The sequence below is a fragment of the Haliea sp. genome (genome assembly GCF_040221975.1).
Taxonomy (GTDB): Bacteria; Pseudomonadota; Gammaproteobacteria; order Pseudomonadales; family Halieaceae; genus Haliea.
Genome location: NZ_JAVJWR010000027.1, coordinates 63,793 through 82,013, shown reverse-complemented (window position 1 = coordinate 82,013; position 18,221 = coordinate 63,793). Strand labels below are relative to the sequence as shown.

Annotated in this window: 18 protein-coding genes; 9 read left to right on the top strand and 9 right to left on the bottom strand. The window is 65.1% G+C overall.

Annotated features, from left to right (window positions below; all coding sequences use genetic code 11):
* Positions 1 to 34: 34 nt before the first annotated feature.
* The 4 genes from RLO07_RS11170 (at position 35) to RLO07_RS11155 (ending at position 3,213) form a co-directional block, all read left to right on the top strand.
* A complete protein-coding gene (locus RLO07_RS11170; RefSeq protein WP_462292226.1) occupies positions 35 to 1,405 on the top strand; it encodes an APC family permease in 1,371 nt (456 codons plus the stop codon).
* A 119-nt stretch (positions 1,406 to 1,524) separates the two neighbouring features.
* A complete protein-coding gene (locus RLO07_RS11165; protein ID WP_462292225.1) occupies positions 1,525 to 2,097 on the top strand; it encodes a nuclear transport factor 2 family protein in 573 nt (190 codons plus the stop codon).
* A 65-nt stretch (positions 2,098 to 2,162) separates the two neighbouring features.
* Positions 2,163 to 2,741 carry a DUF2878 domain-containing protein gene (locus RLO07_RS11160; RefSeq protein WP_462292224.1) on the top strand — a complete coding sequence of 193 codons (579 nt, stop codon included), beginning with the start codon at positions 2,163 to 2,165 and terminating at the stop codon, positions 2,739 to 2,741.
* Positions 2,722 to 3,213: a chalcone isomerase family protein gene (locus tag RLO07_RS11155; RefSeq protein WP_462292223.1), complete on the top strand. Its 492-nt coding sequence runs from the start codon at positions 2,722 to 2,724 to the stop codon at positions 3,211 to 3,213. The genes RLO07_RS11160 and RLO07_RS11155 overlap by 20 nt, the downstream gene beginning before the upstream one ends.
* On the opposite strand, the gene waaA is transcribed toward RLO07_RS11155, so the two are convergent.
* Positions 3,196 to 4,488, bottom strand: coding sequence for a lipid IV(A) 3-deoxy-D-manno-octulosonic acid transferase (gene waaA, locus RLO07_RS11150; protein ID WP_462292222.1), 1,293 nt, complete (start codon positions 4,486 to 4,488; stop codon positions 3,196 to 3,198). The two genes, RLO07_RS11155 and waaA, sit on opposite strands and share 18 nt — an antisense overlap.
* Positions 4,489 to 4,622: 134 nt before the next feature.
* Here waaA and lpxL point away from each other — a divergent pair, with 134 nt between their 5' ends.
* The 3 genes from lpxL to RLO07_RS11135 all read left to right on the top strand — a co-directional run bounded on the left by lpxL (position 4,623) and on the right by RLO07_RS11135 (position 7,663).
* On the top strand, positions 4,623 to 5,570 hold the full coding sequence (gene lpxL, locus RLO07_RS11145; protein ID WP_462292221.1) for an LpxL/LpxP family Kdo(2)-lipid IV(A) lauroyl/palmitoleoyl acyltransferase: 948 nt from the start codon (positions 4,623 to 4,625) through the stop codon (positions 5,568 to 5,570).
* Positions 5,571 to 5,633: 63 nt separating this feature from the next.
* Positions 5,634 to 6,536, top strand: a complete 903-nt coding sequence (locus RLO07_RS11140; protein WP_462292220.1) for a lysophospholipid acyltransferase family protein — start codon at positions 5,634 to 5,636, stop codon at positions 6,534 to 6,536.
* 50 nt (positions 6,537 to 6,586) lie between these two features.
* A complete protein-coding gene (locus RLO07_RS11135; protein WP_462292219.1) occupies positions 6,587 to 7,663 on the top strand; it encodes a CDP-glycerol glycerophosphotransferase family protein in 1,077 nt (358 codons plus the stop codon).
* Here RLO07_RS11135 and RLO07_RS11130 read toward each other — a convergent pair.
* The gene (locus tag RLO07_RS11130; protein ID WP_462292218.1) at positions 7,648 to 9,663 is read right to left on the bottom strand and encodes a glycosyltransferase; all 2,016 of its coding nucleotides are present in this window, start codon (positions 9,661 to 9,663) and stop codon (positions 7,648 to 7,650) included. The two genes, RLO07_RS11135 and RLO07_RS11130, sit on opposite strands and share 16 nt — an antisense overlap.
* 126 nt (positions 9,664 to 9,789) lie before the next feature.
* Here RLO07_RS11130 and RLO07_RS11125 point away from each other — a divergent pair, with 126 nt between their 5' ends.
* Positions 9,790 to 10,881, top strand: a complete 1,092-nt coding sequence (locus RLO07_RS11125; protein ID WP_462292217.1) for a glycosyltransferase family 4 protein — start codon at positions 9,790 to 9,792, stop codon at positions 10,879 to 10,881.
* On the opposite strand, the gene RLO07_RS11120 is transcribed toward RLO07_RS11125, so the two are convergent.
* From RLO07_RS11120 to RLO07_RS11110, 3 genes are read right to left on the bottom strand one after another with little or no spacing between them, the layout of a single operon-like run.
* Complete coding sequence (locus tag RLO07_RS11120) at positions 10,854 to 11,876, bottom strand: NAD-dependent epimerase (RefSeq protein WP_462292216.1); 1,023 nt, start codon at positions 11,874 to 11,876, stop codon at positions 10,854 to 10,856. The genes RLO07_RS11125 and RLO07_RS11120 overlap by 28 nt on opposite strands.
* 25 nt (positions 11,877 to 11,901) lie before the next feature.
* On the bottom strand, positions 11,902 to 12,567 hold the full coding sequence (locus RLO07_RS11115) for a 3-deoxy-D-manno-octulosonic acid kinase (RefSeq protein WP_462292215.1): 666 nt from the start codon (positions 12,565 to 12,567) through the stop codon (positions 11,902 to 11,904).
* 44 nt (positions 12,568 to 12,611) lie between these two features.
* Complete coding sequence (locus RLO07_RS11110; RefSeq protein ID WP_462292214.1) at positions 12,612 to 13,454, bottom strand: class I SAM-dependent methyltransferase; 843 nt, start codon at positions 13,452 to 13,454, stop codon at positions 12,612 to 12,614.
* A 138-nt stretch (positions 13,455 to 13,592) separates the two neighbouring features.
* On the opposite strand from RLO07_RS11110, the gene RLO07_RS11105 reads away from it, so the two are divergent.
* Complete coding sequence (locus RLO07_RS11105; RefSeq protein ID WP_462292213.1) at positions 13,593 to 14,669, top strand: glycosyltransferase family 9 protein; 1,077 nt, start codon at positions 13,593 to 13,595, stop codon at positions 14,667 to 14,669.
* Here the strand turns inward: RLO07_RS11105 and RLO07_RS11100 are convergent.
* The 4 genes from RLO07_RS11100 to RLO07_RS11085 form a co-directional block, all read right to left on the bottom strand.
* Entirely contained in the window at positions 14,666 to 15,076 is a 411-nt protein-coding gene (locus RLO07_RS11100) for a DUF6165 family protein (protein ID WP_462292212.1), read from the bottom strand. The genes RLO07_RS11105 and RLO07_RS11100 overlap by 4 nt on opposite strands.
* Positions 15,077 to 15,270: 194 nt before the next feature.
* Positions 15,271 to 16,122, bottom strand: a complete 852-nt coding sequence (locus RLO07_RS11095; RefSeq protein WP_462292211.1) for a putative RNA methyltransferase — start codon at positions 16,120 to 16,122, stop codon at positions 15,271 to 15,273.
* 10 nt (positions 16,123 to 16,132) lie between these two features.
* The gene (locus RLO07_RS11090; RefSeq protein ID WP_462292210.1) at positions 16,133 to 16,807 is read right to left on the bottom strand and encodes an NnrU family protein; all 675 of its coding nucleotides are present in this window, start codon (positions 16,805 to 16,807) and stop codon (positions 16,133 to 16,135) included.
* Between the two features lie 262 nt (positions 16,808 to 17,069).
* Positions 17,070 to 18,218, bottom strand: coding sequence for a DUF1570 domain-containing protein (locus RLO07_RS11085; protein WP_462292209.1), 1,149 nt, complete (start codon positions 18,216 to 18,218; stop codon positions 17,070 to 17,072).
* Positions 18,219 to 18,221 lie beyond the last annotated feature (3 nt).

The window sequence follows — 18,221 nt, the reverse complement described above, 5'->3', positions numbered from 1 at the left end:
CGGGCTTTTTTTGCGGCGCCAGAGGGCTACTGCAATGAGCGAGCAGATCGTGCATACCAGGACACTGCGCCAGCGCGACATGGTGCTGTTCACGGTCTCCGCCATCCTGCTGCTGGATACCCTGACCGCCGCCGCCTCGGTCGGCGCCCCCAGCGTCTTCTGGTGGCTGCTGCTGGGACTGGTTTTCTTTGTCCCCTTTGCCCTTATCTGCGCCGAAATGGGTTGCGCCTACCCGGAGCAGGGCGGGATCTACGCCTGGATCCGGGATGCCTACGGCGGTCGCTGGGGGGCCCGGGCCACCTGGTGCTACTGGGTCAATACCGCGGTGTGGATGCCGGCAATCTTCATTCTCTTCGCCGGTGTCTTCAAGCAGATGTTCTTCCCGGATCTCAACCTCGGCTGGCAGATCGCCATCGGTATCACCCTGACCTGGCTGGCGGTCCTGGTCAACGTGGTCACGCTGGAGGTCGGCAAGTGGATCCCCAACCTGGGCGCCATTCTCAAGGTATTGATTTTTATCGCCATTATTGTCGGCGCGATCATCCACGTGCAGGATCACGGCATGGCCAATCCGCTGACCCTGGAAACCCTGACACCGGACTGGAGCAATAGCATCCACTACATTCCGGCGATCATCTACGGCATGCTCGGGTTCGAGCTGGTGAGTGCCGGCAGCGAGGAAATGCGTAACCCGGCCAGGGATGTGCCGCGCTCCATCCTGATCTCCGGGGTCATCATCCTGGTGCTGTATGTCTGCGGCACCATGGCGGTGCTGGCGGCACTTCCCGCCGCCGACATCAACCTGGTGGAGGGCCTGATCGACACCCTGCAGCTGTTCTTTGGCGGCAGCCCGGCCGGCACCGTGTTCGTGACCGTGCTCGGCGTCGGCGCCCTGTATACCTTCTTCTCCAATGGTGTCACCTGGGCCCTGGGCTGCAACCGGGCGGCGGCCGAGGCGGCGCTGGAGGGCGAACTGCCCCGCATCTTTGCCTTCGAGAACAAATCCCTGGGCACCCCGATCGGCGCCGCGGTACTGATGGGAATCGTCAGCACCGTCGTGCTGCTGCTGTACGGGTTCCTGGCACTGTCCAACGAAGACCTGTTCTGGTCCCTGTTCACATTCAGCGCGGTCATCTTCCTGCTGCCCTACCTCGGCATGCTGCTGACTTTCCTGAAACTGCGGCGCACGGATCCGCTGCACCATCGGCCCTACCGGATTCCCGGCGGCATGCCCCTGGCCCGGCTCTGTGCCTGGGCCTGCTTTACGGTTCTGGCGCTGTCCATCGTTCTGTTCGTCTACACGCCGGTGGGTGGCGTCCAGTGGCCGGTGCTGATCGGCGTCATCGTGACCCTGCTGTTCGGGGAAGGCGTGATCCGCAGTGCCGAGAAGCATCGCCGGCGCTGAACCCGGCCCAGGCTGCAACAGTTCCGGCGGCGAGCCTAACTATTCAGCCCCCGGCGGATGACCCCCTGCCCATACGCCCCTTACACTGCGGATGAATAACAGTCTGGAGGGTGCGAACAATGACGACACAGCGGCAGCAATTGAACAAGACCACCATGGGAATCCGCGACGGACTGCCGCTGGAGGCTACCGGCACAGACATCGAAGGTCTGCGCAAGGACATCCAGCGGCTGATGGACATGGAGGCCATCAAGCAGCTCAAGCACGCCTATTTCCGCTGCATAGACACCGCCAACCTGGACGAGCTCGGCCCCCTGTTCCACGACGACGTCGAGGTGCACTTCATCGGTGGCACCTACGAGTGGAAGGTCAACGGCAAGGCCGACTATCTGGCCAATATCGGCAAGTCTTTCACCAGGCGCTCCGTCGGCCACCACAACGGCCACCAGCCCGAGATCCAGATGCTCAGCGACACCGAAGCCACGGGGATCTGGTACCTGGCAGACAACATGTGGCTGCTGGAACACAACGCCCTCACCACCGGCACCGCCCTGTACTGGGACCGCTACCTGAAGGTCGACGGCCGCTGGCTGATCCGGGAGACCCGCTACGAGCGCCTCTACGAGATCAATGAAACCCTGGATACGCCGCCGTCCCTGAGTTCGCACTACCTCGGCGCCCACGGTAGCTGAGAGGCCGCCTGATCCGGCCCCGGCCGCGATCCGTAACAAAGACCCTTTTCCGAGGTCTTACCAGGATGCCGCCACCACTTGTTGAAAGTGCCGCCAGCCCCCTGTCCTTCTCCCGGCAACTCAGCGAGAAGGCGTGGTTCAATGCCCTCTGGTTCCAGAGCACCTGGTTCTGCACGGTATTGGGCCGCGATGACCTGCTTGCCGTCAGCCTGGGCCTGATCGGCCTGCACTTGCTGCTGGTGCCACAGCGGCGCCTGGAGATGCGGCAGCTGGCCCTGCTCGGCGGCATCGGCATAGCCGTCGACACCGGCCTCAGCGTGATCGGCGTGTTCCAGTTTCAGGGCGGCGTGCTGATGCCGGGCTGGCTGGCCTGCCTGTGGCTGGCCTTCGCCACCACCCCCGGTCGCAGCCTGGCCTTCCTCGGCGCCCGACCCTGGCTGACCGCGCTTGCCGGCGGCCTGGTGTTTCCTTTCAACTACTTTGCCGGCTCTCGCCTGGGCGCGGTGGAATTCGGCTGGCCCCTGTGGCAGAGCTTGCTGATCATGGCCCTGATCTGGTCACTGCTGCTGCCGGCGCTATACTACCTGCAACGGCGTTTGTTCAATTCCACGGAGGTTGAGAGTCATGACCCGCTACCTCGCTAGTCTCGCATTCGGCCTGCTGGCCACTACCGCCATGGCGGCGACTTCGCTGCAAATGGTCGGGGAGGCGCGCCTCAACGTCATGTTCTTCTCGGTATACGACTCGCGCCTGTACACGGCAGACGGCCGCTACCAACCCGACCAGCGCCCCCTGCGGCTGGAAATAGAGTACCTGCGCAACATCACCGCCGAGGCGCTGGTAAAGCAGACCGGCGCCGAATGGGACCACCTGCAGGTGACCCACGAACGCCGCGACGCCTGGCTGGCGCAGTTGACCGAGCTGTGGCCGGACGTGGGCAAGAACGACGTCATCGCCCTGGAGCTGGACGCGGACAATCGCAGCACTTTCTACTTCAATGGCGAGAAACTGGGCATGATGGAGGACCGGGATTTCGGTGAGCACTTCGTCGCCATCTGGCTGTCGCCGGACACCAGCCGCCCGGCCCTGCGCGACGCGCTACTGGGCAGCCTCTAGCGGCACACCGCCCTGGCGCGGCAGGCGGGCGACCAGCTCGGTCAACACGCTTTCCAGCACACCCCGATTTGCCGCCACAATTGCCAGCGCATTGCGCCCGGTCTGCTCGCGTCGCTGCTCATCCGCCAGCAGTGACAGCACCGCGCGGGCCAGACTGTCGCTGTCGACGACCCTGAGCAGCCCGTTGCCTGCCCGCAGCGCCTCGTAGATAACCTCAAAATTGAATACCTGCGGCCCGGTGATCACCGGCAGGGCCCAGGCCGCCGGCTCCAGCGGATTGTGACCGCCACGCTCTATCAGGGAGCCGGCCACAAAGGCGAGGTCAGCCGCCCCGTAGAGCAGCAGCAACTCGCCCATGGTATCACCGAGATAGACGTCGGACCGCTGCGCGTCTTCGCCTCGGGAGCGTCGCGCCAGCCGGAAGCCGGCCACCGTCACTTCATCGGCCACCTGCTCGAAGCGCTCGGGGTGGCGCGGCACCAGCACCAGCAGCGCGTCCGGATACTGTACCTGCACCACGCGGTGGGCGGCCAGCACCTGACTGTCCTCGCCGTCGTGGGTACTGGCGGCAATCCATACCGGACGGCGGCCGCCGAGGGAAGCGCGCAAGGCAGCCGCTGCCAGGCGCAGCTCCGCATCAATTTCGACATCAAACTTGATACTGCCGGTCACGGTAACAGCTTGTGGTGATGCACCAATATCGACAAAGCGGCGGGCATCCTCCCCGGCCTGGGCCGCAACCCAGTCCAGGCTTGCCAGCATCGGCCGGACCAGGGCGCCAATACGCTGGTAGCCGCGCGCAGAACGCTCTGACAGCCGCGCATTGACCAGCATGATCGGAATGTCGCGAGCCCGGGTCAGGGCGATCATGTTCGGCCACAGCTCGGTCTCCAGGATCACCAGCGCCACAGGCCGCACCCGGTCGAGGAAGCGGCGCACCGAGCCCGGCGTATCGTAGGGCGAGAACGCCACTTGCACCCGGTCGCCGAACAGGGCGCGCGCCCGGGCGGCTCCGGTGGCGGTCATCGCGGTCATCAGGACCGGCTGGTCCGGATAGTGCCTGAGCAGGGCGTTGACCAGGGGTGCGGCGGCGATGGTTTCCCCCACCGAAACCGCGTGCACCCAGATCACAGGCCGTGGCGAGGGCTGCAGATAGCCCAGCCGCTGCCGCCAGTCATTGCGAATCCCCGGATTGCCGCGCCCCGACCACCACAGCTGCAGCAGCACGAAGGGCAGTGCCAGGCGAAACAGCAGAGAGTAAATCAGGCGCAACATGGCAATTCCGGCAACGGGGTCACGACGCATTCTACCGAAAGCCGCAGCATGCCGCTGCCGAAGTATTGCCGCTGGCCGCGGGCGGGCTGGTAAACTCACACCCTGAACCAGGACCGAAGTGAGTGCCCCGCAACGTGAGCAAACGCCGGAAACAAGCCCGCGACACCCGCTACAGCAGCTATCTGCACCCGCGCTGGTGGTCAACCTGGCTGCTGCTCGGGTTGATGTGGCTGCTGGCGCAGCTGCCCCTGCGGGCCCAGTGGTGGCTGGGCAAGGGCGTGGGTGAACTGGCCTGGCGCCTGATTCCGCGCCGGCGCCACATCGCCGAAGTGAATATACGGTTGTGTTTCCCGGAACTGAGTGCCCCCGAGCAGCGCGCCCTGGTGCGTCGCGCCTTCCATTCCAACGGCATCGGCATCCTGGAACTCGGCCTGGCCTGGTTCCGCAAGCCGGAGCACTTTCTCCGCCATACCCGCGTGCACGGTCTGGAGCACGTGGAGGCGGCCCTGCAGCGGGGCAAGGGCATCCTCGCCCTGGGCGGCCACTACAGTTCGCTGGATCTCTGCGGCACCCTGGTGACCTGTTTCATCGAGGCCGACGTGATGCAACGCGACCACAACAACGGGCTACTGAACGCCGTCATGACCCGGGCCCGGGAGCGTCACTACGGGGTTGCCCTGTCGGCCAGGGATTTGCGCGGCCTGCTGCGGCGGCTGCGGGAGAACCGCACGGTCTGGTATGCGACCGACCAGGACTACGGTCGCAAGGGAATTGTGTTTGCACCGTTCTTCGGCATTGCCACCGCCTCGATCACCGCCACCTCGCGCATTGCCGAGCACAGCGGTTGCGCGGTGCTGCCCTTCAGCCACTTCCGGCGCAGCGACGCGCTGGGCTATGACATCCACTTCGGGGCACCGCTGGACGATTTCCCCTCGGGTGACGACCTGGCGGACGCGACCCTGGTGAATGCGACCATCGAACGCGAGGTCCGGCGCCACCCGGACCAGTACCTGTGGATGCACCGACGCTTCAAGACCCGTCCCGCGCCGGAGGACCCCGACTTCTACCGCAGCGACCCATAGCGTTGGCCCTGCGCTGATGGTAGTTTCTTGCCCCTGACATCCACCCGGAGCCCTGTCCAGACCATGGCACTATCCCGCGCTCGACTTCTCATCGGCCTGATCCGGCTCGTCAGCAAGCTCAGCCTTGCCACCGCCCAGCGTATCGGTGCCGCACTGGGTGGCCTGCTCAGCCGGTTTCCCAACCGCTCGCGGCAGGTGACCGAGACCAACCTGGCGATCGCGTTCCCGGAGCTCGATAGCGCGCAGCGCCGGCAGCTGGCGCGCGCAAGCCTCCGCCACACCGGCCAGGTCGCGCTGGAGATTCCCCTGATCTGGGAATGGCCGGTGCAGCGCTGCCTGGACCTGATCTGCGAGATCGATGGCGAGGAGCTGCTGGCGGAGGCCCGGGCCAGCGGCAAGGGCCTGCTGCTGCTGGCTCCCCACCTCGGCAACTGGGAACTGTGCGGCCTGTATTTTTCCTCTCGCTACCGCATGGCCGCACTGTACAGCCCGCCCTCCCTGCCCGGCTTCGAGGACTACATGACTGCCCAGCGCGGCCGCCAGGGCACCGAGTACGTTCCCGGTGACCGCCGCGGCCTCGCCCGCCTGATCGGCATGCTGCGCGAAGGCGAGGTGGCGGGCATCCTGCCGGACCAGAGCCCGCGCTCGGCGGGCAGTGCCTATGCGCCGTTCTTTGGCATGGAAGTGCGCACCATGACCCTGGTGTCCAAACTGCTGCAAAAGTCCGCCGCGGTACCGCTGATGACCTGGTGCCAGCGCCTGCCCGACAGCCGCGGCTTCCGCCTGCTGGTGCGCCGCTGCGAGGACGGTATTGCCGACCCGGACCCGGCGGTCGCAACCAGCGCGCTCAACCGTTCGGTGGAGGCCTGCGTGCGCGAGGCCCCGGAGCAGTACCAGTGGGAGTACAAGCGCTTCCGCCACCGCCCGCCCGGCCAGCCCAACCCGTACCGCGAGCGGCCCCAGTGAGCCCCTGTGCTAGACTCTGCGCTTCCTGACCCGGGACCCCGGACACCCGCATGCGCCGCTACCTGTTTTTTGTCAACCAGCCTTATGCCTACTCGATCCTGCGCCCGCTGCAGGCCGAGATCCGGCGTCGGGGTGACGAGGCCGCATGGTTTGTGGCCGGCTGCAGCACGGCGCCGCTGAGGGCCGATGAACGGCTGCTGACAACGCTGGCCGAGGCCCGCGCCTACCCCGCAGTCGCCACGTTCGTGCCCGGGGACTGGGTGCCGCATTTCCTGCCGGGGATCAAAGTGGAAGTCTTTCACGGCCTGGCCCGCAACAAGCGCGGTCACGCCAGTGAAGCCGAGAGCGACCACTATACCATCCGCGGCTGGTTCGACCTGTACTGCACCCATGCCGCGACAGACACGGCGAAATTCGCGGCACTGGCTGCCAGACACGGCCATTTCCGGGTCGCCAGGACCGGCTGGCCCAAGCTCGACCCGCTGTTTGCGGCGGGGGCGCCTGCGGGCCCCAGGGTGCGCCAGGGCGATGAGCCGCCGGTGGTGTTCTATGCCTCCACCTTCAGCCGGGCCATCACCTCGGCACCGGTGCTGGAAGGCGTTATCGCCAGGCTCGCGGAGAGCGGGAAATGGCGCTTCCTGGTCACCCTGCACCCGAAAATGGATCCGGACGTGGTCGCCCGCTACCGGGCACTGGGCGGTCCCAACCTGCGCTATATCGACAGCAACACAGACCTGCTGCCGCTGCTGGCGGAGGCGGATGTGATGCTCTGCGACACCTCCTCCATCATGTTCGAGTTCATGTTCCTCGACCGCCCGGTGGTGACCTACCGCAGCCGCATGGCCGGCCCCTGGCTACTGGACGTGGAAAACGTCGATGCCGTGGAACCGGCGCTGGCTCGCGCCCTCGAACGTCCAGCGGAACAATTGGAGGCGGCTCGCGCCCTGTGCCGCGAACTGCATGAGTTCACCGATGGCCGGGCCAGTGAACGGATCCTGGATGCGGTGGATGACGTACTGGCAGCGGGGCCTGCACCGCGGCGCAAGCCACTGAATCTGTGGCGCAAACTGAAGATGCGCCGGCGCCTGCACAAGGCCCTGCGGGCCACGGCTCAGTCGGCACCGTAGCGGGGTCGATCCCGGGTCCAGAGGCCCGCGTACTTGTTGAAACTCACCTGCGCGTACAGCACCGCCGAGAGATAACCGACCTGCCCGTCGAGGAACCCCAGGCGCACCAGGTAGACATGAACGAAGGTCAGCACGCCGCGCAGCGTCGGGTAGACCAGGGAGCGCACATGCTTGCCCTGCCGATGCTTCTCGCGCGCGCCCAGCCAGGCGTACTGCGCGCCTTTCTGCAGGGCGTGCCCGAAGTCGCGGTGAGTGAAGTGCAGCAACCTGCCGCGCAGGGTGCGCACCCGCCGCCCTTCCGGCAGCAGGATCTTCTCGTGCACCAGCGCCTCGGAAAAACGCACCCCATCCCGCCGGAACAGCCTCAGGGGAGCGCGCCCGCTGCGCCCGAAATCCAGCCGGCTGCCGTAGATCGTCACGGCCCAGGGCAGGCAATAGGCGTCGGCATCCGGGGCGGCGAGCACATGGTTGATCTCTGCTGCGAGACCAGGACTCACCCGTTCGTCCGCATCAATGGACAGCACCCAGTCACCGGTCGCGCGCTCCAGAGCGCGCTGCTTCTGGATTCCGAAGCCGGGCCAGTCGGTCTCCACCACCTTGTTGGTGTACTGGCGGGCAATGGCTACTGTGTTGTCGGTACTGCCGCTGTCCAGCACAATGACTTCATCGGCGACGGCGGCCACCGACGCCAGGCAAGCGCCGATATGCTCTTCTTCATCCCGGGTAATCACAATCGCCGACACGCTCACTGCACGACGCCGGTTGCAGGCACGCTGCAGCTCGAGCACGAGCGCGGCACCACACGCCGCCAGGGTCAGCAGGAAAAAGGTGACAAACACAGTGCGGGAGAACACGGCCTCGGTAAGCCCGAAGACGGCATAGCCCACCGGCAGCAATACCCCCACCGCGGCAACAAAGGCCACCGCCGGCTCGGCGGCACGCAGGTAGCGGGCAAACACGACGATCGGCACCGCGATCAACAGCAGCCAGCCCAGGCCACCCGCCACACCCCGCGTGGCAAGGCTTTGCAGGAGATCGTTGTGGGCGTGACCCGCACAGCAATCGAGCACGAACGCGGGTTGTGCAAGCTCTCCCGCCGCGACCGCGGCCTGCACCGCGGCGTGATAGCCGTTCAGCCCGCTGCCAGTCCACGGGTGGCTGGAAAATTGGGCCCAGGCGATATCCCAGACTGCCAGGCGCGATGCCATTTGCACATCGAGCTCGCCCAGCTGCAAGCCGGCCAGGGTACCGAGAAAGCGGTGACTGCCGGCAATTGCCAGCAGCAGCAGCATGCCGCCCGCCAACAGCACGAGAAGGCGCTGGCGGCCAGACAGCTGCAGCGACAGCACCACAAATAGCAGCGGCAGTGCCAGCAGATTGTTCCTTGTCTGGGTCAGCAGCGCGGCTGCAAGTGCCAGGGCTGCAAGACCCAGTGCCAGCCACACCCGGCGCGGCTGTTGCAGCCGCTGCCAACAGAGCGCGGCGGACAACAGCACCGCCGCGGCCAGCAATGCAAGATTGCCCAGGGTGATGGGATTGATCCACAGCCCGGCGCGCAGCGGCTCTCCCGGCACCGGCGGTGGCGCGAGGTAAAGACTGGCTGCGGTGTGCAGGCCGGCGCCCAGGGCCATCAGCGCAAAGCCGGTGAACAGTCCCCGGGCCCCCAGCCCGGACCAGCTCAGGGCCAGTACCAGCGGCCAGAACAGCAGCAGGCGGGCGGGGCCGTCAAGCTCTTTCAAGGCCCGATAGTCGAACCCGGAGTCGACCCAGGCCAGCACGTACACCAGCACCGGGAACCAGCAGGCAAAATGCAGCAGGCGCAGCTCGCGAGGACGATCCCAGCCGCTGGCGTAGAGCTGCCTGCGCAGCTCGGGCAAGGATGCGGCGCCGGCGAGCAGGGCCACCGCCGCCGACAACAGACTGGAGTAGACCAGAGACCCCGCAAAACCGGCGACCGCCAGGCCAGCCAGCAGGTGTTGGCCTCGTGCCGATGCAATCATTGTGTATACTCTCGTCGATCTGCGTGGCCATCATGGCGAACGCGGACCCACCGGGGCCGCCAGCCGCGCCGCTACTATAACGCAGGTACTCCCGCGGATTCCAACGCCGACAAAGGATGCGGCACCATGAAAGTTCTCTGTATCACTGATTGCGCCGACCGCGCCGAGACCGAGCTGTTCATCCGCCTGGCACAGCGTGTGGAGCACCTCTCGGTGATAAGCAATCCCGAGGGACGGCATCACGGCCTGCTGCTGGAGGCGGGCCTTGCGGTCGTGCCACTGCGGATTCGGAGCCGCTTCGACCGCCACGCCACCGATCTGATTCGGGAGACCGTCTACAGCGGTGACTACGATATCGTGCACGCCTTCAACTCGCGGGCAGTAACCTGCATGCTGCGGGCCGCCCGGCGCCACCGCGCCCGCCTGCTCGCCTATCGCGGCGTCACTACCGGTGTCAGCTACGGCAAGCCGGAAGCGTGGATGACCTTCCTCAACCCCAGACTGGACGGCATCATGTGCGTGGCCGAGGCCATTCGCGAGGCGCTGCTGTCGGTACGCCTGCTGTGGTGGCACTTGCCTCCGGAAAAGGTGAAGACGATCCACAAGGGCCATGAGCTGGCCTGGTATGAGGTGGAGCCCGCGGCACTCGGTGAGTTCGGTGTGCCTGAGGGTGCCACAACGCTCTGCTGCATCAGCCGCAACAGTGCAAAAAAAGGTTCAGTGACTCTTCTCGACGCTTTCGACGCACTGCCGACGGAACTGAATTGTCACTTGCTCATGATTGGCTCGGTCGATCGCAACGAGGCCGTGCGTGCGCGCAGCGCGCGCTGTCGGCACCCCGAGCGGGTGCACTTTACCGGCTACCGCAACGACGTCACCAACATTTTGCGCGCGTCGGATCTGCTGATTTCGCCTTCAGAGAGCGGAGAAGGTCTGCCGCGCGTGGTTATCGAGGCCATGTGCGTGAACACTCCGGTGGTGGCGACCGATACCGGCGGCACCCGGGAACTGGTGCTGGACGGCGAGACCGGCCTGCTGGTGGAACCGCGCAACGCGCAGGCGCTTGCCGCAGCCGTCACTACGGCACTGCTGGACCGCGACAGCACCCTGCGCCGGGTCGCGGCCGCGCGGGAGCACATCGCCCGGGATTTCAACGCCGAGCAGACTGCCACCAATACCCTCGCCTGGTATCAGGAGCGGTTGGCGTCCGCGCCGTAAAAGTCGAGATACCAGTCCACAAACCGGGTCACGCCCTCGGCGATGGAGACACGCGGCGCATACCCTGTGACGTCACGCAGGGCGCTGACATCGGCGTAGGTTTCCGCCACATCGCCAGGCTGCATGGGCAACATGATTTTCCGGGCTTCACGGCCCAGCCGACGCTCCAGCAGCTCAATGAATTCCAGCAAGTGCACTGGCTGCTCGCAACCAATATTGAACACCCGGTAGGGAGCGCTGGAGGTGGCCGGATCAGCCACCACAGGGTCCCAGTCCGGATTCGGGCGAGGCGGCAGCGCGATTACCCCCAGAATGCCGGCAACAATATCGTCAATAAAGGTAAAGTCGCGGCGATGCTGGCCGTGATTGAATACCTCCAGGGGCTCTCCGGCGAGAATCTTGCGGCAGAAAATCATCGGCGCCATGTCCGGACGCCCCCAGGGGCCGTAAACCGTGAAAAAGCGCAACCCGGTGGTCGGCAGCTGGTACAGGTGACTGTAGGAGTGGGCCATCAGCTCATTGGCCTTCTTGGTCGCCGCATACAGGGACACCGGATGGTCCACCCCGTGGCTGACGCTGAACGGCTGACGCGCATTGCTGCCGTACACGGAACTGCTGCTGGCGTAGACCAGATGCTCGACCGGAAAATGGCGGCAGCACTCCAGGATATTGCCGAATGCCACCAGGTTTGAGGTGATGTAGGCCTGGGGGTGTGTCAGGGAATAGCGCACACCGGCCTGGGCCGCCAGGTGCACCACCGCATCCGGGCGATAGTGGGCGAACCACTCACGCAAGCGCGCCTCATCGGAGAGACAGAACAACGCCTCACTGTAGCCGGCCCGTCCCTGCAGCCGTGCCAGCCGGGCCCGTTTAAGGCTGACGTCGTAGTAATCATTCAGATTGTCGATACCGGCGACTTCATGACCTTGGGCCAATAGGCGCAATGCGGTTTCGCAGCCAATGAATCCGGCGACACCGGTAACCAGCACCTTCATACGCTCTCTCGCCTCTGTTTTGCTTTCATTGAGCTTCCCGGTAACCGCTGAGCAGCGCCGCCCAGAGCGCATCTTGCTGCGACCGGGACAGTCGCCCGCAGCGCTTGGCCACGGAACGACGCAGCCTTGCAAGATTGGCCTGCTGCCAGCGCCGCGCGGGTGCTCGCAGGCGACAGCGATCGAAGTCGATCAGCCAGATGCCATCTGATGCGTGCAGCAGGTTGTCGCAGTTCAGATCGACATGATCCAGCCCCACCGCATGAAACCGCCCAAGTACCCTGCCGACACTCTCCCAGAGCGACGGCTCCAGCAGGGAAGGCGATTCCGGCAACGGCACCGCCTCGGTTATCCGCCGGAGCAGGATAGCGGCACCATAGGTCAGCAAACCCTTGCGCGTTGCCAGCGCCGCGACCGGTTCCGGTACCGGAAGACCCTGCTCGCGCAGACGCTGAAGCAGCCGGAACTCGCGCAGGGAACGGGTGCGGCGGAACCCGGTAAACAGATAACTGGCACGGGACAGGCGGGCGACGAGGCCACCGCGCAGGTACTCGCGCAACACGAACTCGCCCTGCGGCGCGGTAATAAACCAGGCACCCCCACGACCGCCAGTTGCGACCGCTCGCACGCCCTCACCCCAGAATCCAGGCGTAAGCCAGGCTGAGGTAACGCCTGCAAACGCCGGATTGAACAACAGGGCAGAGTTCCTGGTCAGTACCGCTGTCTCGACACCATTGCTCAAGAGCTTGCCAAACTATCCGCTTGAGAGTGCCGTTTCGTGGCCGTAATCACCAGCAGCCAGACGACACCGGTGGCCCTGGCGTGGGCGATCTCTGCTTCCGGGTAGCTGACCAGCTCCACGGGCCAGTCCTTGAACTCTGTCTCCGAGGGCTCGTAGCGCTCCAGGGGAGCGTAATCCTCGCGCCAGCGTTCGAGAGTGACATCGCCCCATCGATCCTCGGGCAACTGCCCCCGCACGCGCTCCAGATCACCCATGATAAACATCTCGTTACCATGGAAGTGAACGGGCGCGTCGAAATAGATGCGCCCGTTCGGCTTGAGGACGCGCCAGATTTCCGCAAGACAGTCTTCGTAGGATGCGGGTTCCCGCACACCGTTCGCGCGTTGCCCCCAATGCTCAATGGACTGCACTCCAAACACGGTATCAAACGTGTCGTCAGCGAAGGGCAGGTGACTGGCGTGGCCGTAGCCACCCTGCCCCAGACGGACCTCGCTGCCCGGAGAATGCCTTGGGTCCACGCCGGTCCAGCGACCGCCACAGCGCACAATCAGATTGCGGGCGAGCTTGAAACGGCCGTAGCCAATTTCCAGCGCCTCCTGGCCAGCACAGTTATGGAAGTGCGCCTCGATACTGGAGACGACGCATTTCCTCAGGGGAGTACCGAAACGAATGCCACAGCGCTGGGTGCCGGGCTGGAAGCTGCGACACCCGGTGCAGGCAACTACCCGGTCAGACTCCGCATCCTGCCAGTACCGCCCGGCCCACTTGGAAGCACAGCGATCCGGAGAGATCGTCAGACTGTGCAACCGTTTGAGCAGCGAATCCTTTTTTGAATGCATGCGACCAGTGTCACTCCATGCGATACTTTCCCGGATTGGGACAGCAATTCTGGCGGGAAATGGCTAGAATAGGCGCAGTGTACCAACGATCACCACTCGGCCTCCAGCCAGAATCAAGAGGCCATACTGGAAGGCCGCTTGCTCAATTCCCTCTGCATTCTCCGCCTCTCCGCCATCGGCGATATCACCCACGTCATCCCGGTGGTGCTGAGCCTGCAGGAACAGCAGCCCGACATTGCCATTACCTGGATAATCGGCAAGGTCGAGCACAAGCTGATAGGTGACCTGGCCGGGGTCGAGTTCATCGTTTTCGACAAGAAGGCGGGCTGGCGGGGGTACCGGGAGCTGCGCCGGCAACTGCGAGGGCGGCGCTTCGACGCCCTGCTGCACATGCAGGTGGCGCTGCGCGCCAACCTGGCCGCCGCCGTCATTTCGGCGAGGATCAAGGTTGGCTACGACCGCGCCCGCAGCAAGGACCTGCACCAGCTGTTCATCAATCGCAGTATTGCCGCCACCCCGAGCCAGCATGTGCGCGACTGCCTCGCCAGCTTCCTGGAACCGTTGGGGCTGGCAGCGGCGGCGCCGGTGTGGACGATTCCGCTCGCTGACGCCGACCACGATTTCGCCCACCGCCATCTGGACCCGGCCCGCCGCAACCTGGTGATCAGTCCCTGCGCCAGCCACGCACTGCGCAACTGGCAAGCGGAACGCTACGCGGCATTGGCCGACCACGCGGTGCGCCAGTACAACATGCAGGTGCTACTGGTGGGCAGCCCGGCGCAAGCAGAACAGGACATGTGTGCGGCGATTGCGGCGGCGATGACGGAGCCCGCTCTCAACCTTTGTGGCCAGGACACTCTCAAGCAGCTGACTGCCCTGCTCACCCATGCCGACCTGCTGGTGGCCCCCGATACCGGTCCCGCTCACATTGCCAGCGCCGTGGGCACCGATGTACTGGGACTGTACGCTGCCAGCAACCCACTGCGCTCTGGCCCCTACAATTCACTGGACTGGTGCGTGAACCGGTACCCCCAGGCGCTACAGCAGTTTACCGGCAAGACAGTGGCTGAGGCACGCTGGGGAGCAAAGGCGGAATTCCCCGGCGCGATGGACCTGATTACCGTGGCCGATGCCTGCGCCATGCTGGATCGCTGGGTGGCCGCGCGGAACGACGGCCGGGCTGGTGGGCGTCCCCGACTAGGCGTCCCCGACTAGCGGGTCTGCTTGGACGTGTAGTCCTGGTAGGATTTCTCTTCCACGAAGCGCGAACCCAGGGCCAGGTTGATATCCTTCTTCAGCTTCGCGCGCTGGTCGTTGGTGACATACACCGCCCGCGCCAGCTCGATGAAGCGCGGCCCGAAATCCTGCGCCGCTTCCTGGTCGCGGATATCGTCCTCGATCACCCACAGGGATTCATTCACTGCCTTCAACTGCCGGCGCAGCTCCGCGATCGCCGCCTGGTCAGGCACTGCCTCATCCCAGGTCCGGCCAAGTTCCGCCAGCTCCAGGCGTACATTCTTCAGCTTGGCGGGATCGGCGATGCGCTCGGACTTGATTTCGAGGATGGTGATCTTGTCGAGAACCTCGCCGAAGGAAACCGGGACGGTGATGACGTCGGCCATGGTGTTGTTGTCCTGTTGCTGCGCTGGGAAAGTGCCGCATTTTAACAGGAACGGGCCACCGCTGCCCGCTCAGCTTTCCCGGCTTACGCCGGCCACGTCGAAACCCAGCGCGCAGTTATCGGGACGACCGCAAAGTGGACACTCCGGGGCATTCCCGGGCAGCGGGCCAGTTCCGGGATCGGGACTCGACATGGTTAGCTCCTGCTCTCAAGTACAAGGTGGCTCAGCCTCGCGTCCACTGTCAACGCCAGTCGCGTCAGGGCCTGGACCCGCGCCCTGCCTGCAACGCCGGCCCGGTACAGGTGCGGCGTCATTGCCAGCAGATCGGTGATCGCCTGCTCATCCTGCAGCACCAGCGGATAGGTGATGGACTCCTCGCGCAGCCGCCTGAATCCCTCGGGGACCGGAGTCGGTTCGAGATTCACCGGCTTCAGCTCCGGGTAGATGAGCTCCCGCAATTCCTGCAGGTGCGCCGGCCCCGGGTCCAGCAGCAGGAGCCGGCCTCCGGGCTTCAGCACCCGGGCGAACTCCGGGTAGGCCGGGAAACCGAACAGACACAGCACTCTGTCCATACTCTGCGCCGGCACCGGCAGCCGCGCGTTACTGGCCACCACCCAGGTCGGGCGCGGATCGGCTCTTGCGGCGGCCAGCACCGCCCATTTGGAAATATCCAGTCCAAGCAGTGCCAGTGGCTGCCCGAACCTCGCGGCTACGGCGAGCTGGCGCAGGTAGTAGCCCTCGCCACAGCCCGCGTCCAGGCAGCTCGCCGGCGCGTCGGCGGGCAGATCCTCCAGTGCCGCCCGCGCCACCGCTGCCGCCAGGGCCTGGTAAAACCCCGCCTGCAGAAAGCGCGTCCGCGCAGCCACCATCTCGCGGCTGTCGCCGGGATCACGGGAGCGCTTGTTCTGTACCGGCAGCAGATGTACGTAACCCTGGCGGGCAATGTCAAAGTTGTGGCCGGCGGAGCAGCGCCAGCTGGCATCGTGGCGCTGCAGGCGGTCGCCGTCCAGCGGACACACCAGCGCATCGAATCCGGTAATTGTCATCCCCGCGGTTTCAGCGCAGCGGTACTGCGGCAATGGTACCGTGGAACCAGTAGAAAGCCGCGTACAGAACCAGACCGGCAGCAAAGGCGACCCAGTTGAGGTCCCCCAATGCCAGCCGGGCGCGGCCGCTGGCAAGTGCGGCAAAGGGGATAGCCGAGGTGGTCTGGTAGAAAGCCTGCCAGTCGGCATCTGCGCCGCGGCGTCGCCGGGCGTCAATGGCGAGCATGCCCAGGCCGCTGACCAGACCGATGGTCCCGGCGAGAATGAGCGTGGCGACATCGCCATTGGCCAGTCCGTGGGCGATGGCCCACAGCAGGAAGGCCCACTGCACAGGGTGCCGGGTGATGCGGAAAATGCCCGCGGTCTCCCGCCTGACGGCCGAGGTCATGCCCACCGAGGTGGGATTCTTCGACAGCAGGCCCATCGCCAGCAATACCGAGGAAACCAGCATCAGGCCAGAAGCGGCCAGGTGCAGCTCCCGCGAGGGATACCAGAGATAATCGTGGTGCGGTACCGATGCGTAGGCGTAGATCATCAGACCCAGTGCCACCACGGCCACCAGGGAATAGAGCCCCTGGTAAAGCCCCTCTCCCAGGGCGCTGACCAGCAAACCCCGCAACGGGGTGCTGGAGACTCCCAGATGAGTTGCCAGAAAGGCGAATGCAGCGATGGCGAGCAGTTCCATGGAGTTCCCCCAGTAGCGGAGTATATCAGCGTGGGCCGACCTTGATGTCAGGACATGCGTTACTGACTGACCTGCCAGCCGTACCGGGACACGTCGCCGGAGTCGCTTTGTTGTCGGGCGGTGGCACCGGGGACATCAATGCGGACAGGAATGTCGTCTTTTGCTACGCGCATAACAGGCTCCTTGAGTTGCGGATTGGCGCCGTTTGCGGCGACCATTGGCGGTTGTCGCCAGGCGCTTCTACCCCTGGAGCGTAGCCCAGTTAGTGCAAGCTTGCCCGACTGGCGCTGCGCCCAAGCCATTGCCGCCAGTCCTGCTCCAGCCGCGGCAGTCCACCGGGGTAGGCGGCATCCAGTTCGGCGACGGCAGAAAAAGGCTGACAAAAGCGGGCTTCTGCCTGCTGGATCACGCGCTGCAGCGCATACATCCCCGGGGCATCCTCAAGCAAAAAGTGCGTCAGTGACCAGGCGATGGCATAGTTCCGGCTGCGGTCGGGACCATAGAATGCCTCCCGGTCAATCGAGAAATATTCCGCAAGCGACGGCAATGACGTGCTGCGCAGCAGCGCCATGTGCGCTTCGTTTATGTGGACAAACCCGGCCTGGTCCCGGACCTCAAGTGTTTCGAAATACTCGGCAAGACCCTCGGTCAGCCAGGGCGGCGTCGGGCCCAGGTGACTCGCCGTTATCAGATGGGAGACTTCGTGGAAGGCTACCGCCAGATTCCGGGCCCGATCGGTGGAACTCGCCTTCACCACCGCCTGGTTGTTGCTCATCCGGTAGAAGCCCTGAACCGGGCCCCGTCCGATGGGTATGGGGCCGTAGTAGGCGTCAAAGCGTGCGGGGTCACCGACCATCAGCAGGCGAATGCGTGACTGCCGCAGGCGCTGTTCGCCGAGGAAGAAGTGCCAGATATCGTAGATCCGCTTCGATCCGGCGGCGACTTGCCCTTCGAAGTTCTGCGGCAAGGTGACGCCTTCGGCAACTATTTCGTAGCTGAAATCCTGCTTCGAACGCCCGAGATCCAGCACGGTCGCTATACGTCCCTGCGGGGGCTGGTCCGCCATGTGCGTTCGCCCGCTGTCATCGACCCAACGGTAGAAGACCTGGCGCTCCGTGTCCCGACGTGACTTTGCTCGCGGCCGCGCACAGGCCTGCTGGTCTTCCAGCGTGTGGTCAAACACGGAAGACACCGGGGTCTGGTAGGGAGCCGAAGACAACGTTTCTCCGAAGCTGCCCGGGTGGTCTGGATCAACACTCGAAGAGCTTCGCCGCCAGTCATCGAGCCGTGCCGTCAGCACCTCCAGCAGGGCGAACGGTGCCGCACCGGTGCCGGCCCGCAGCCACAGTGAAGCCAGCAGGGCCGCAACACACAGCGACAGGAACAGGAACCAGTAGCGGGGTAGTTTCACCAG